The sequence below is a fragment of the Enterococcus sp. AZ080 genome, assembly GCF_051714945.1.
GTDB lineage: Bacteria > Bacillota > Bacilli > Lactobacillales > Enterococcaceae > Enterococcus_B > Enterococcus_B pernyi.
In genome coordinates this window covers 2,454,601-2,469,152 of record NZ_JBIOSV010000001.1, presented here as the reverse complement: position 1 = coordinate 2,469,152, position 14,552 = coordinate 2,454,601, and the positions used below count along the sequence as shown (strand labels likewise).

13 protein-coding genes are annotated in these 14,552 nt (G+C 38.6%); 10 read left to right on the top strand and 3 right to left on the bottom strand.

What is annotated here, in order from left to right; translation table 11 throughout:
* Positions 1–33: 33 nt before the first annotated feature.
* The gene (locus IGK01_RS11750; protein WP_010736681.1) at positions 34–786 is read right to left on the bottom strand and encodes a MerR family transcriptional regulator; all 753 of its coding nucleotides are present in this window, start codon (positions 784–786) and stop codon (positions 34–36) included.
* Between the two features lie 191 nt (positions 787–977).
* Here IGK01_RS11750 and IGK01_RS11745 point away from each other — a divergent pair, with 191 nt between their 5' ends.
* The 3 genes from IGK01_RS11745 to nadE all read left to right on the top strand — a co-directional run bounded on the left by IGK01_RS11745 (position 978) and on the right by nadE (position 4,117).
* Positions 978–1,337: a DUF1827 family protein gene (locus tag IGK01_RS11745; protein ID WP_023520312.1), complete on the top strand. Its 360-nt coding sequence runs from the start codon at positions 978–980 to the stop codon at positions 1,335–1,337.
* A 467-nt stretch (positions 1,338–1,804) separates the two neighbouring features.
* Positions 1,805–3,277, top strand: coding sequence for a nicotinate phosphoribosyltransferase (locus IGK01_RS11740; RefSeq protein ID WP_010736679.1), 1,473 nt, complete (start codon positions 1,805–1,807; stop codon positions 3,275–3,277).
* Positions 3,278–3,289: 12 nt separating this feature from the next.
* Positions 3,290–4,117, top strand: a complete 828-nt coding sequence (gene nadE, locus IGK01_RS11735; protein WP_438840782.1) for an ammonia-dependent NAD(+) synthetase — start codon at positions 3,290–3,292, stop codon at positions 4,115–4,117.
* A 266-nt stretch (positions 4,118–4,383) separates the two neighbouring features.
* On the opposite strand, the gene IGK01_RS11730 is transcribed toward nadE, so the two are convergent.
* Complete coding sequence (locus IGK01_RS11730) at positions 4,384–4,722, bottom strand: RidA family protein (RefSeq protein ID WP_023520310.1); 339 nt, start codon at positions 4,720–4,722, stop codon at positions 4,384–4,386.
* A gap of 654 nt (positions 4,723–5,376) precedes the next feature.
* Positions 5,377–6,267 (bottom strand): ArsR/SmtB family transcription factor, encoded by an 891-nt coding sequence (locus IGK01_RS11725; protein ID WP_019723205.1) that lies wholly within the window; start codon positions 6,265–6,267, stop codon positions 5,377–5,379.
* 203 nt (positions 6,268–6,470) lie between these two features.
* On the opposite strand from IGK01_RS11725, the gene arfA reads away from it, so the two are divergent.
* From arfA to IGK01_RS11690, 7 genes are all read left to right on the top strand, one after another.
* A complete protein-coding gene (arfA, locus tag IGK01_RS11720) occupies positions 6,471–7,976 on the top strand; it encodes an arabinosylfuranosidase ArfA (RefSeq protein ID WP_409173604.1) in 1,506 nt (501 codons plus the stop codon).
* Between the two features lie 13 nt (positions 7,977–7,989).
* Entirely contained in the window at positions 7,990–9,261 is a 1,272-nt protein-coding gene (locus IGK01_RS11715; RefSeq protein ID WP_010736674.1) for an ABC transporter substrate-binding protein, read from the top strand.
* Positions 9,262–9,475: 214 nt separating this feature from the next.
* Complete coding sequence (locus tag IGK01_RS11710; protein WP_010736673.1) at positions 9,476–10,372, top strand: carbohydrate ABC transporter permease; 897 nt, start codon at positions 9,476–9,478, stop codon at positions 10,370–10,372.
* Positions 10,373–10,386: 14 nt separating this feature from the next.
* A complete protein-coding gene (locus tag IGK01_RS11705; RefSeq protein WP_438840781.1) occupies positions 10,387–11,250 on the top strand; it encodes a carbohydrate ABC transporter permease in 864 nt (287 codons plus the stop codon).
* A 4-nt stretch (positions 11,251–11,254) separates the two neighbouring features.
* The gene (locus IGK01_RS11700) at positions 11,255–11,830 is read left to right on the top strand and encodes a DUF624 domain-containing protein (protein ID WP_023520307.1); all 576 of its coding nucleotides are present in this window, start codon (positions 11,255–11,257) and stop codon (positions 11,828–11,830) included.
* The gene (locus tag IGK01_RS11695) at positions 11,827–13,359 is read left to right on the top strand and encodes an alpha-N-arabinofuranosidase (RefSeq protein ID WP_438840780.1); all 1,533 of its coding nucleotides are present in this window, start codon (positions 11,827–11,829) and stop codon (positions 13,357–13,359) included. The genes IGK01_RS11700 and IGK01_RS11695 overlap by 4 nt, the downstream gene beginning before the upstream one ends.
* On the top strand, positions 13,356–14,321 hold the full coding sequence (locus tag IGK01_RS11690; protein WP_438840779.1) for a glycoside hydrolase family 43 protein: 966 nt from the start codon (positions 13,356–13,358) through the stop codon (positions 14,319–14,321). The genes IGK01_RS11695 and IGK01_RS11690 overlap by 4 nt, the downstream gene beginning before the upstream one ends.
* Positions 14,322–14,552: the final 231 nt, after the last annotated feature.

Here is a 14,552-nt window from a genome sequence, read left to right as displayed (position 1 = left end):
ACAAATCCTTTTTGTGGATTTGTCTTTTTTTATTTATGCATGAGCTTGAATGATCTCATTCAATGCTATAGCGGCGCCTTTACCACAGCGAGAATCATAGTATTCAGTAAAACGTTCATCTGAGATATACAGCATACCTAATCCTTTGTGGGCTTCTGCTTGATACGTGGGCCAACTAAATAATAGCCATTTTTTATGTGCATCAAAAATTTCTTTTGCAAGTGCCTGATTTGATTGGTCAGACAGATAAGACGTTAAATTCGTTAGTAATTGTTGCTCAACTTCTTGCATTTCTTGGTATTTTTCTTGGGAAAGGTTTTGCCATTGTTCGTTTGCTTTATCAATCGTTTCTTCTCCGTATTTTTCACGGATCTCTGTGCCATAGTTTGTTTCATTTTCAGTTATTTTTTGTTTTTTTAATCCTTCAAATTTTTCTTGGTCAGTCATCTTTTTTCCTCCTTTGAATTGTGCTAATGTTTGTTGGACGGTTGCCAGGAGAGTATCAATTTCTGCTCGTTTCTCTAGTAGTTTTCTCTGATGTTCGATGAGTGCATGTTGATGATCAAAGGTAGGATCATCTAATAATTCGCGAATTTGGTTCAGTGGAAAATCTAAGGATCGATAAAATAAAATTTGTTGTAGACGATCGATTTCTTGAGAACCATAGATACGATAACCAGCTGAATTGATCCGTTTGGGTTTGAGTAAATCAATTTCATCGTAAAAACGTAGTGTACGACTACTTACGCCTGAGAGCTGTGCCATTTTCTTAATTGTGTATTCCATTGTTTTCCCTCCTGACAAAACTAGCATAATCCTTGACGTAACGAGAAGGTCAAGTGAAAAATCATCTTTTTTATCTAATTGATTATATGTTATACTATTAAACGAAGAGAGGGAAATCAAATTGTTTTTTTATCGTCTTTATGAAAGCGATTTATTTTATTGAGTAAAAAAATTAAGAAAAGAGGAAAAGTATGAAACTGATTGAAACTCCGATTACGAGCAACTTGAATATCAAAACTTTTTATCCAAAAATCGTTGATTTCTTTTTTAGAAATTCTGCTATTCGATTTTATAAACTATTTTCTTTAGATCGTACACAGATTTTGTTGATCGATACCTATAATCAAGTCCAATTAGTGATGATCAATACAAAAAAGAAAATCACTAAACAGGAAATTGATTATGCAATCAAAAAAGTGTTGAAAACAGAACGATCAGCGGTCAATATCCATGTAGGTGTCAAGCAAGAATTAGAAGAAGCGGGTGTTCAGTTCAAACGGCCGAATAAGGATATCGTCATTGTAGAACAAGCCATCGCAACGATTGCATAGCTCGATCAATACAGCAAGAAAGTTATGGATGATCCTAAATTGAATAAGCGATAGGAAGTAAAGCGCCTAAATTCCAAGATAGTTTGATCTTTGGGATTTAGGCGTTTTTTTACAACCTAGATAAACGGTGTTCAAGAAGCAACACTTCAATAATAAGCCAAGAAAATCCAAAATGAAAAAGCCATTTTTGATTTTCCTGTCTTATTACTCAGTGCTGAGCGCTTCTTTCACAACCTGGATAAACGGTGTTCAAGAAGCTGACCTTCAACATTAAGCTGAAAAATCAAAAAATATGAGGAGCTATTTTTGCAAGTTCTACCTTACTACTCGGAGCTGCCCGGCTTTCTCACAATCTCCTATCTTATTTCTTTACTTTGTACAAAATAAAACAAGATTTCTTTTACTAGGGTATTTTTTTGTTATAATGGATAAGAAATGAAAATTGGCTAAGAGGAGCAATAAAAAAGATGACGACAACTTACTCAGATGACAGTTTGACGCTACATACGGATCTTTACCAGATCAACATGATGCAGACTTACTGGGAACTAGATAGAGCAGATAAACATGCAGTTTTTGAATGTTACTTCCGCGAGATGCCATTCAATCATGGTTATGCTGTTTTTGCAGGGTTAGAACGATTAGTGGATTATTTAGAAAACTTGACATTTACTGATACAGATATTGCGTATCTTCGCGAAATGGCTGTTTATCCGGAAGGCTTTTTGACGTATTTACGTGAATTCAAATTCAAAGCGACTGTCCGTTCCGCTCGTGAAGGAGAACTTGTTTTTGCGAATGAGCCATTGATCCAAGTGGAAGGCCCATTAGCCCATTGTCAATTAGTAGAAACAGCCTTATTGAATATGGTGAATTTTCAAACGTTGATCGCGACGAAAGCGGCTCGTATCAAATCAGTGATCGGTGACGATCCATTATTGGAGTTTGGTACACGCCGTGCGCAAGAATTGGATGCTGCGGTTTGGGGTACTCGTGCTGCTTATATTGGTGGAGCAGATGCAACGAGCAATGTTCGTGCAGGGAAAATTTTCGGGATTCCAGCAAGCGGTACCCACGCTCATTCACTTGTTCAAAGTTATGGGAATGACTATGAAGCATTTATGGCGTATGCAAAGACACATAAAGATTGTGTTTTTCTAGTGGATACTTACGATACCTTGAAATCGGGTGTTCCTAGTGCGATCCGTGTGGCAAAAGAACTTGGCAACAAGATCAATTTCCAAGGCGTACGTATCGATAGTGGTGATATGGCGTATATTTCGAAACGGGTCAGAGAACAATTAGATTCCGCTGGTTTTACAGAAGCAAAAATCTATGCCTCAAATGATTTAGATGAAGCGACGATTTTAAACTTAAAAATGCAAAAAGCAAAAATCGATGTTTGGGGCGTGGGAACAAAGTTGATCACCGCCTATGACCAACCGGCTTTAGGTGCAGTCTTCAAACTGGTATCCATCGAAAATGAACAAGGTGAAATGATCGATACGATCAAATTGTCTAGCAATGCAGAAAAAGTTACTACACCAGGTAAAAAACAAGTATGGCGTATCACTCGTAACTTTGATGGGAAATCAGAAGGCGATTATGTGACACTATGGGACGAAGATCCTCGACAAGAAGAAGAGATCTTCATGTTCCACCCGACACATACCTTTATCAATAAAACTGTTCGTGATTTTACAGCTCGGCCAATTTTACAAGATATTTTTGTTGAAGGAACGAGAGTCTATGACTTACCGACATTAGAAGAAATCAAAGAGTATACCAGAGGAAACTTAGATTCTCTTTGGGAAGAATACAAACGTGATTTGAATCCGCAAAAATATCCTGTGGATCTATCAACAGATTGCTGGAATCATAAGATGGCAATCATGGAACGAATGAAAAAAAGCGTCACACAATTAACGAGTGAACTATAGGAGGAATGGAAGATGAATCATTTACAACAAGCAATCATCGAAGAATTAGGCGTGAAATCAGTCATCGATCCTCAAAATGAAATTCGTGTGAGTATCGATTTCATGAAAGAATATTTGAAAAAGAATCCCTTCTTAAAAACCTTGGTTTTAGGTATCAGTGGAGGACAAGATTCTACTTTAGCCGGACGTTTAGCACAATTGGCAATGGAAGAAATGCGGGAAGAAACGAAAGATGATAGTTACCAGTTTATCGGTGTACGTTTGCCATATGGAGAACAGGCAGATGAAGAAGATGCCAAAGCGGCGTTAGACTTTATCCAACCAGACGTCCAATTACGTGTAAATATCAAACCCGCTGTCGATGCGCAAACGCAAGCATTGATTGAAGCAGGTGTGGAAATCAGTGATTTCAATAAAGGAAATATCAAAGCGCGCCAACGAATGATCACACAATATGCGGTTGCTGGACAACGCGCAGGGGCTGTGATCGGAACCGACCACGCAGCTGAAAATATTACTGGTTTCTTTACAAAATATGGAGACGGTGGGGCAGATATTTTGCCATTGTTCCGCTTGAATAAACGCCAAGGAAAAGCATTGTTGAAGGCTTTAGACGCGCCAAAACATCTCTATACCAAAGTGCCAACAGCTGACCTTGAAGAAGGCAAGCCGATGATTGCCGATGAAGTCGCATTAGGTGTCACATATGATGAGATCGACGACTATTTGGAAGGGAAAGAAATTCCAGTAGATGCACAACAAAAAATCGAGCAATGGTGGAATAAAACACAGCATAAACGTCATTTGCCAATTTCGATCTTTGATGATTTTTGGAAATAAAGTGAAATAAACGAATCAAATGAACCGTTAATCCTTTGTTGATCAAGGGATTAACGGTTTATTTTTGTTTGTATTCGCGTTTTGTTCTCCAGTGTATTTTTAAGGTGAAGATTTTTATTGCTTTGCTTCATTCTCATAGAAAAGAAGGCTTAAAAAATAAGTTTTCCACATTGGAAGAGTCAGTATTGAAAGAAACAAAATAGGATCGGCTATACTTGATTGACACTCTTTGACAGTCTGAAACAAATCGATGTTCCTTAAGAAAATCATTTGATAGCGACAATAGCATCTATTTCTACTTTGAATCTTGGATCAATCAATCCAGCTACTATTACTACTGTCATTGCTGGTTTATTTTCTCCATATAGTTTTATAAGTGTCGTCCTAAGTGATCCTAAAAAGGAAGCATCAGTTAAATACACGTTCATTTTGACAATATTTTGGGTACTCGCTTCGTTATCCATAATGATGGAATTTATTTTTTCAACAACGATTTGTATTTGCTCATCGATACCATCGGGAATGTAATCCTCTTTTTGAGGTGTCTGTCCGGAAATAAATAATAAAGGTGAATCTGTCATAACACTATTTGAATAGATAGCCATAAAATTACTCCTTTTCATTGATATTATTATTCGGTGCTGACCGCTTCTTTCACAACCTAGATAAACAGTGTTCGAAAGCCAGCTCCTTCAATAGTAAGTCAAAACTTGAAAAAATATGAGAAGCTATTTTCTCAAGTTCTGCCTTACTACTTGGAGCTAAACGGCTTTCTCACAACTTAGATAAACGGTGTTCAAAAAGCTGACCTTCAACATTAAGCTGAAAAATCAAAAAATATGGAAAGCTATTTTCTGATTTCTCATCTTACTGCTCAGGTCAAACCGCTTTTTTCACAACCTATGATAAACGGTGTTCAAAAAGCTGACCTTCAACATTAAGCTGAAAAATCAAAAAATATGGAAAGCTATTTTCTGATTTCTCATCTTACTGCTCAGGTCAAACCGCTTTTTTCACAACCTATGATAAACGGTGTTCAAAAAGCTGACCTTCAACATTAAGCTGAAAAATCAAAAAATATGGAAAGCTATTTTCTGATTTCTCATCTTACTGCTCAGGTCAAACCGCTTTTTTCACAACCTAGATAAACGGTGTTCAAGAAGCAACACTTCAATAATAAGTCAAAACCATCAAAAATGAAAAAGCCATTTTCGATGATTCTGTCTTATTACTCAGTGCTGACCGCTTCTTTCACAACCTTAACTATAATACACCTTCATCTTGATATCTTGGTCGTAGTTGCCGAAGCCTTTGCCGAATAGGGTGCAGCCACCGACGTTTTTGGCGTCTTCTTTGACTTCGATGCGGAAGGTCCAGACGTCTTCGTTTCTTGGGATGTCATTGATCGTGATTTCAGATAATGGTTCGCCGTTGATATTGGTCAAATGTTTAGTGATACGGATTGTTTTCAATAGTCCGTATTGGTTTAGATTATCTGGATACCAGTCCGGGGTATGTTTTCCACGAATGTCTGCGAAATCTCCTGGGCTTGTCCAGTTACCTAATTCCACACCGTTTAGGCTGAAAGTGATATCCGATGGCCAATTGTCGTTCGAAAAGGGAAACTCGGAAGATAGTTCAACGGACAATTCCAACATTTCCAAGGTATCTTCTTCGTTTAAAAAGTTTGGTGTTTGATATTCAACAAATCCGCTTGTAAACCACAGAATCCGAGCATCCATTCGTCGTGGATCGGCAAAATAACGTGGTTCATCGACTTTGCCGATAAAGTCATGGATCGTTGCCAGACCGCATGTCGGCTCAATCGAATAGCGGGTATAATGACCGATAGGGATCGATGTTTCTTTCGTATCAAAGGCATTGAAGATTTTTTCTGGAAACGTGATGTTGATTTTATCGACACGTAAGCTGGAAATTTTTTTTTGGCCTATTTTTTCAGATTTGATGATATTTGCTTCTTCAAGTTTTTTTACATGCATTGTTGTAATCGCGCTACTGATACCGAGTGCTTGGGCAAGCTCTTTGATATTCATTTTGTTTTTTGAAAGTAACTGGATGATTTTTATCCTTGTTTTACTAGCTAAAGCTTCATAAACAGGTAACGATTCTTCATTGATTTGGAGTTGCATGATTTTTCACCTCTTATTTAGGTTTTTGTTTAACTATATATTAACATAAATATTAATTTATAGGTTAATATCATAAAACTAATATATATAATTAACATTTATGTTAATTATAATGTAAAAATATTTTTATATTTAATAATATTATTATTGACAACGCTTTCAAAGAAAGATATGATTCATGTATAAATTAAAGGAGGGGACATATGGAAGCTGTAATGTCAGTTAGTCGTGTGCAAAAGATAGGGGAAATCGATCGTCGTTTGTATGGCTCGTTTATTGAGCATATGGGACGTGCAGTGTATGGAGGGATCTATCAACCAGATCATCCGACTGCAAATGATAAGGGATTTCGCCAAGACGTTATGGAGCTAGTCAAAGAATTATCGGTACCATTGATCCGGTATCCAGGTGGGAATTTTGTTTCTGGGTTCAATTGGGAAGATAGTGTGGGGCCTATAACGGAGCGGCCGAAAAGATTAGACCTTGCTTGGCGATCTTTAGAAACAAATCAAGTGGGTGTGCATGAATTTGCTGCGTGGTGTCAAGAAGTGGGCGCTGAGATCAATATGGCTGTCAATCTTGGAACACGTGGCTTAGATGCTGCAAGAAATCTAGTAGAATATTGCAATTATCCTAGTGGTACTTATTGGAGTGATCAAAGAATAGCAAATGGACAAACCGAACCTTTTGCGATCAAGACGTGGTGTTTAGGCAATGAAATGGATGGTCCTTGGCAAATCGGTCATAAGACAGCAGCGGAGTATGGACGGCTGGCAGAAGAAACAGCAAAAGCAATGAAACTTGTCGATGAATCGATCGAAGTCGTTTTATGTGGTAGCTCGAATAGTAAAATGCCGACGTTCGGTGAGTGGGAATTGACTGTATTGGATCAAGCCTATGAACAAATCGATTATCTTTCATTGCATCAGTATTATGGCAATCAAACAAATGATTTGAAAAATTATTTAGCTCGTTCAGTCGATATGGATCAGTTCATCTCTGGTGTTGTTGCGATGTGTGATGCAATCAAGGCGAAAAAACACAGCAAGAAACAAATCAATCTATCTTTTGATGAATGGAATATTTGGTATCATTCGACAGAACATGATCAAACAGTCAAGCCATGGCAAGTGGCCCCACCTTTATTAGAAGATCACTATAATTTTGAGGATGCTTTAGTATTGGGCTGTTTATTGATCACTTTGTTAAAACATTCTGATCGAGTAAAAATTGCTTGTCTGGCGCAGCTAGTCAACGTAATTGCTCCGATCATGACAGAAGAAGACGGTGAAGCATGGCGTCAAACAATCTATTATCCATTTATGCAAGTCGCGACTTTAGGGCAAGGTATTGCTTTACGACCTGAAATCACTGTCGATACGTATGCAACGAGTGAATTTGATACAGTTCCATATTTAGAAAGTATCGCGGTGCTGAATGAAGAAAAAAATGAGTTGGTGATCTTTGCAGTGAATCGTGGAGAAGAAGAGATGAGTTTAGATCTACAATTTTCTGACTTAAAGATTAAGGAAGTCATTGATTTTTCAGAGATGTCTGGCTATGAAATCAAAGCGGTCAATCAAGCAGGAAATGAGCAAATCAAACCTGTGTCTTCAAAAGCCTACGAACATAAAGAAAATCAGTTGAATTGCAAATTGAAACCGTTATCTTGGAATGTGATCCGTACAAGCTTGACCCCGAACAAATAAGGAGGAGATAGAGATGCGAGGAAAAAAATTGATGATTGGTTCATTGTTGTTAGCTGCGACTGGAATATTAGGTGCTTGTGGCGGTGGTGCTTCTTCTCAAAGTAAAAATGACGGAGAAGTCACACTCTCTTTTTGGAATGGGTTTACAGCTTCTGACGGAGAGATCTTACAAGAGATCGTCAATGATTTTAATAAGAATAATGACAAAAACATCACGATTGAGATGGATGTGATGACATGGGCTAATTTGAATGAAAAATTACCAACGGCTATTTCTTCGAGAAAAGCGCCAGATTTTGTTGCACTGAACTACGCTGATTTTGCTCAATATGTGGAGAATGGGGCTGTGCAGCCTGTAGATGATTTCTGGGAATATGACGGTGTGGATAAAGGAGATTTCAAAGATACTGCGGTAGATCTAGGAATGGTGGATGATCAGCAATACTTTATTCCGATGCAAGTACAAGGGATGTATATGTATTGGAACAAAGAATTATTCAAACAAGCTGGCTTGGATGAAACAACACCACCAACTACTTGGACAGAATTAACAGAGATGGCTCCACAACTGACCGATAGTAGTAAAAATGTCTCAGGTTTTGTCTTCAATAAAGACGGTACTGCACCACTTTATAACTGGATGAAGGCAAATGGAGGAAAACTTGTCAGCGATGACTATACAAAATCTGAGTTTGCTTCACCAGAAAATCTTGAAACACTAACAGCCATCCAAAAAATGATCCATGTCGATAAAGCAGGACCAGAATCGATTTCAGGAGCAGAAATGGATAATTTGATGAACGCTGGACAATTATCGATCATCATCAACGGACCGTGGTTGAATAACGGCTTGAAAGCAAACGAAATCGATTATGGTGTAACGACATTACCGCAAGCAAGTGCGGACGGTGAAAAAACAGCGATTTTAGATGGTGTTGGTTATGCAATCCCAGCAAGTACAGATAGTGACAAAAAAGAGGCAATCTATGAATTCCTAAAATACTGGAACACAAGTGAAATCGGTAAAAAATGGAGTATTGAAAATGGCTTCCCTGCCTACTTATCATCTGTCGCAGAAGATGAAGAAGTGAAGAATGATCCTATCGTATCGGAACTATCCAAACAAATGGAATATGCTGAACCTTATCTACCAGGATTCACGAAAATCGCAGCAATCAATAATGACATCATTAATCCATTGATCGAAAAATTGTTGGCTGGTGAAGATCCAGAGCAACTCATGAATGATGCAGATGATCAGATCAATGATCTATTGAAGGAATAATCGAGTAACAGTTCACAATGAAATCAAAACAACGAAAGAAATAGAAGGAATCTCCTAGAGGATAAGGCGAAAGTCCTATAAATTGCAAAAACATATTTATTGCTTTCGCTTTCCTTTTTCGAGAAAAACTTCTTTCCTTTCTTGGGCTGATTTTTCATCGCTTGAACTGTTCATCAAGGAATCCATCGAATAAGAAAGAGGGGGAATAGACGAAATGAAAGCATTCACCAGATACTGGAACCGACCGGATCGAGCGGCTTATTTGTTTTTAGTGCCATCCTTTTTGATTCTACTGTTATTCACAGTGGTGCCACTGATTGGTACATTTGCGATCAGTTTTACTGATTTGAACATCTTTTTTACTTCAAGAGAGTTCGTAGGCATGGATAATTTTTTGCGGATCTTTGGGGATGAACGTGCGGTCAATTCACTTTTCCATACGTTGTATTTTACCTTACTTGAAACACCAACACAGATTATCGTTGGTTTATTAGCTGCGGTGATCTTGTCAAAGAATACTCGTTTCAATCGCTTTTGTCGCTCAACTTTTTATATCCCTGTTATTTGTTCCTTAACATCCATTGCAATCATCTTTTCAATGTTGCTTGACCCAAACGTTGGGGCTATCCCTTACCTTTTCTCACAAGTAGGTTTGCCGATTCCACAATTTTTCCGTGATCCAACATTAGCAATGCCAACAGTTGCGCTGATGACGGTTTGGAAAAATTTCGGTGTCACGATGACGATCCTGATCACTGCTATTCAAGGAATCTCCCCTTCGCTTTACGAATCAGCGCAAATGGATGGAGCAACCAATCGTCAACAATTCTTTAATATCACGTTACCGCAGATCGTCCCATCTCTTGGTTTTTGTATCTTGACCAACCTGATTGGTTCCATGCAAGTGTTTGACCAAGTATATGTGGCAACGAACGGCGGACCACAATTCAAAACGGAAACAGCTGTCCAATACATTTATAGTCGCGGCTTCACCGCTCCATATGAGTTAGGCTATGCTTCCGCATTATCTTCAGTACTGTTTGTCATTGTAGCTGTGCTGGCAATTTCGACCAATTTATATATGTCAAGAAAAGAAAAACAGATGAAATAGGGGGGAGTAATAATATGCTTTCGGAAAGTTATACAGCAGTTTCAACGAATCGTCGGAAAAAGTTTGATGGAAAGAAATGGTTGCGTGTCGTCGGAATGTTACTCGTATTATTGATTATCGCTTTTCCTTTTCTATGGTTGATCATTTCCTCGTTCAAATATGAAAAAGACATTATTTCTTTTCCCCCGAGAATTTTTGCAGATGAATATACCTTTGAGAATTATATCAAGGTTTGGACGACTATTCCGTTGTTAGAGTACATCAAAAACACAGTGATCTTTGCAGGTGGGACAGTGATCACTTCTGTTTTCTTTGATTCTCTTGCAGGGTATGCTTTTGCTCGGATGCGCTTCAAAGGGAAATCGGTGTTGTTTTACTTTGTTTTGTTAACGATGATGATCCCATTTCAAGTCTTCATGATCCCACTGTTCATCCAAGCAAACTTTTTAGGTATGTTAGATACGTATGCCGGATTGATCATTCCTCGGATGACTACTGCTTTTGGGATATTTATGATGCGGTCGTTTTTTGTGACTTTACCAGATTCATTGGAAGAAGCCGCACGTATTGACGGGTTAGGTGAGTTCAAGATTTTCTTGAAGATCATGTTGCCTTTGAGCAAGCCAACACTTCTATCACTAGCAATCTTTACGTTGATGAACAGTTGGAATGATTTATTGTATCCACTGATTTTGACAACAAGTTCGAAAATGCGGACGTTACCTGCAGGATTAGCTTTATTCACCGGACAAAATATATCATTTTATGGACCGGTGATGGCAGGAACAGTTATTTCGATGTTGCCATTGTTGATCATTTATATTTTTGCTCAAAAATACTTTGTACAAGGAACTGCAATGTCTGGCATGAAAGAGTGAGAAGATGAAATTAGTCGAAACAAAATGGTATGGTCAATTGATCCAAATTTCCGATCATATCTTATTAGGGATTTTATGGGTCGTCGTTTCTTTGCCTTTAGTCACAGTAGTACCAGCCACAACAGGGGTCTTTACAGCGTTGAATAAATGGAAGAATGGCGAATCAGGGCATGTTTGCTATTCCTTTTTTCAGGGCTTTAAGCGTAAGTTTTTCCTTCAATTAGTGATGAGTTGCGTGACCATCATCAGTTATTTTGCGATGAATCTTATTTTGCAAGAATCTGCTATTTGGTTAGTGATTTGTGGGTATGTAACAATGTTGGTTTTTACGATGTTTTTACTTTCTTGGTGTAGTTCTCTTGCCCAAAATGACGCTCTTTCCGGAAAGGAACTTTTTCAAGAAAGTACGTTGTGGGTGTTGACCAACTTTTTGAAGAATCTTGTATGTTGTGGCATATTATTAGTTTTTCTTGTGCTTGTGTTTATGTTTCCGCCGATTATTTTTGTATTAGCAGGTGGGGTTTGGTGGTTGATCAATCATTTAGTGGGAAACATAAATAGGAAAGGAGTGTGGCAATGAAAAAAGTTGAATTAAAGGTACGTCAAGGATTTTCTAAAGGAGCTATCAGTCCACGACTCTTCGGTTCTTTTGTTGAACATATGGGAAGTGTCGTGTATAACGGAATATTTGAACCAGAACATCCGACCGCGGATAAGAATGGCTTTCGACAGGACGTGCTTTCTTATGTAAAAGAACTGTCTTTAGGGGTGATCCGTTATCCTGGAGGGAATTTTACTTCAGGATATGACTGGCAAGATACGATTGGTCCAGTCACCGAGCGTCCAAAAAAAATCGATCTTGCATGGCAAGGAATCGAACCAAATACATTCGGGCTACATGAATTTTTCAAATGGTTAGACATGGTAGAAGCGGAGCCAATCATGACGGTGAATCTAGGCACAAAAGGAATCGATGATGCGCGTAATCTAGTAGAGTATTGTAATTTTCCTCAAGGAACCTCTTGGAGTGAGTTACGCAAACAAAACGGACAAGAGCAACCTTTTAACGTGAAACTTTGGTGCTTAGGAAATGAGTTAGACGGTCCTTGGCAAATTGGCGCAAAAAGTGCCTATGAGTATGGCAGGTTAGCCAATGAATCTGCCAAAGCGATGAAATTAGTCGATGAATCGATCGAAACGATTTTAGTCGGTAGTTCGACGCCACGCTTAGCGTCTTATCCTGAATGGGACCGAATCGCTTTAGAAGAAGCATATGAAAACGTTGATTATATTGCTTTGCATAATTACATCGATAAATATGACGAAAAAGATTTGACTAAACCTCCAAAAAATGAGCGAGCAGATACCAAAACTTACTTAGCTAAAGCGGAACGGTTTGATCGACAAATCGAAGAGATCATTGCGACGTGTGACTATGTGAAAGGCTATCTACGCAGTGACAAGACGATGTACTTAGCTTTTGATGAATGGAATGTTCATAGCCAACCAGAACAAACCTATCAAAAATTCCAAGAGGGGTCACCAATCGATTGGTGCCAGTTCACCATGGAAGATACATTACTGTTCGGCACGTTAGGTCTTGCGATTTTACGGCATGCAGATCGTGTCAAAATTGCTTGCCAATCGCTTTTAGTCAATACCATCCCGCTTATCCTAACAGAGAAAAATGGGATCGCATGGGTAAATCCGACCTATTATGTGATGCAACATCTGGCAAAATATGCGAAAGGCACTGTATTAGATCAACAAACGTTTTGTCCCACATATGAATGTGATACTGGAAAAGAAGTGCCGATCATTGATAGCGTAGTTGTCGAAAATGAGCAAGAAATCGTACTGTTTCTAGTGAATCGCACAGAAGAGAAAGTGTCCATTACGACAACGCATGATTTTGAGCTGGAGACTAAAGCAGTCCAACTAGTCGTAAAAAGTGATCATTTACTAGATAAAAATACGAAAGACGCTCCGAATACGATCCAGCCGATAGAACAAGTAATCGATGTAAATGAAAAGAACACGATCCATATGGTGCTTGAAGCATATTCTTGGAATGTCATCAGACTAAAAAAATGTGAGGAACCTTTATGAAAAAAACAACTTATGCTAATCCAATCGTCCTTGAACGAGCCGATCCTTGGATCTACAAACATACGGACGGCTACTATTATTTGACGGGTTCTCTACCTGGTTATCAGTCCATCGAATTGAGACGTGCGAAAACGATCGATGGCTTGAAGCATGCAGAAAAGTTACTGGTTTGGCATGCACCTAAAACTGGACCCATGAGTCAGTTGATCTGGGCACCAGAAATCCATTATATCCAAGGAAAGTGGTATATCTATTTTGCAGCCAGTGATCATGCAGAGATTCGTGATCGGGATCATCACCATCGGATGTTCGTTCTTGAAAACACGTCCATTGACCCAATGAATACTGATTGGGAAGAAAAAGGGCAAATCATCACTGCTACAGACACGTTTAGTTTAGACGGCACGACTTTTACACATCAAGGAAAGTTGTATTATGTTTGGGCGCAATTAGACCCGCGTATTCCGGGAAACTCCAATCTCTATTTATCAGAAATGGCAAATCCTTGGACACTGACCGGAAAACAACTATTATTAGCCATCCCAGAATTTTCTTGGGAAAAGCAAGGATTTGCAGTCAATGAAGGACCAGCCGTACTGGTTCGTAACGGGAAAATATTCATCACTTACTCGGGGAGTGCCACGGATGAAAATTATGCAATGGGTTTGCTGTGGGCAGAAGAGTCAGCGGATCTACTTGACGGTTATTCTTGGCATAAAAATCCTGAACCTGTCTTTGTCTCTTCGGAGAAAAATAAGCAGTTTGGACCGGGACATAACTCCTTTACTCTCTCAGAAGATGGCAAAGAAGATGTATTAGTTTACCATGCACGACCAGAAAAAAATGAAGGAATCGATCCTCTGAACAATCCCAATCGTCATGCCAACGCACAAGTATTTTCGTGGGACACAGAGGGATTCCCAGTTTTTGGTGAACCAGTTGCGTATTCGGCTGATATTTGAGCATCATTTCAATAAAGCCCTTCAAGAAATAAGCGGTAATAGCCACAATTTGTTGTTCAAAATTGTGGCTATTACCGCTTATTCTTTGCGAGCTGGAGAGACTAAGACACAGTTTCATTCCTTTTGTTTTCTATTTATTTTTTTATAAAATTGGTCGTTCAGACTACTTGTTTTTTGAACTTTACTTTCATTTGTGAAGCGACTAGAATAAAATAGGCGTTAAAGTAGTTT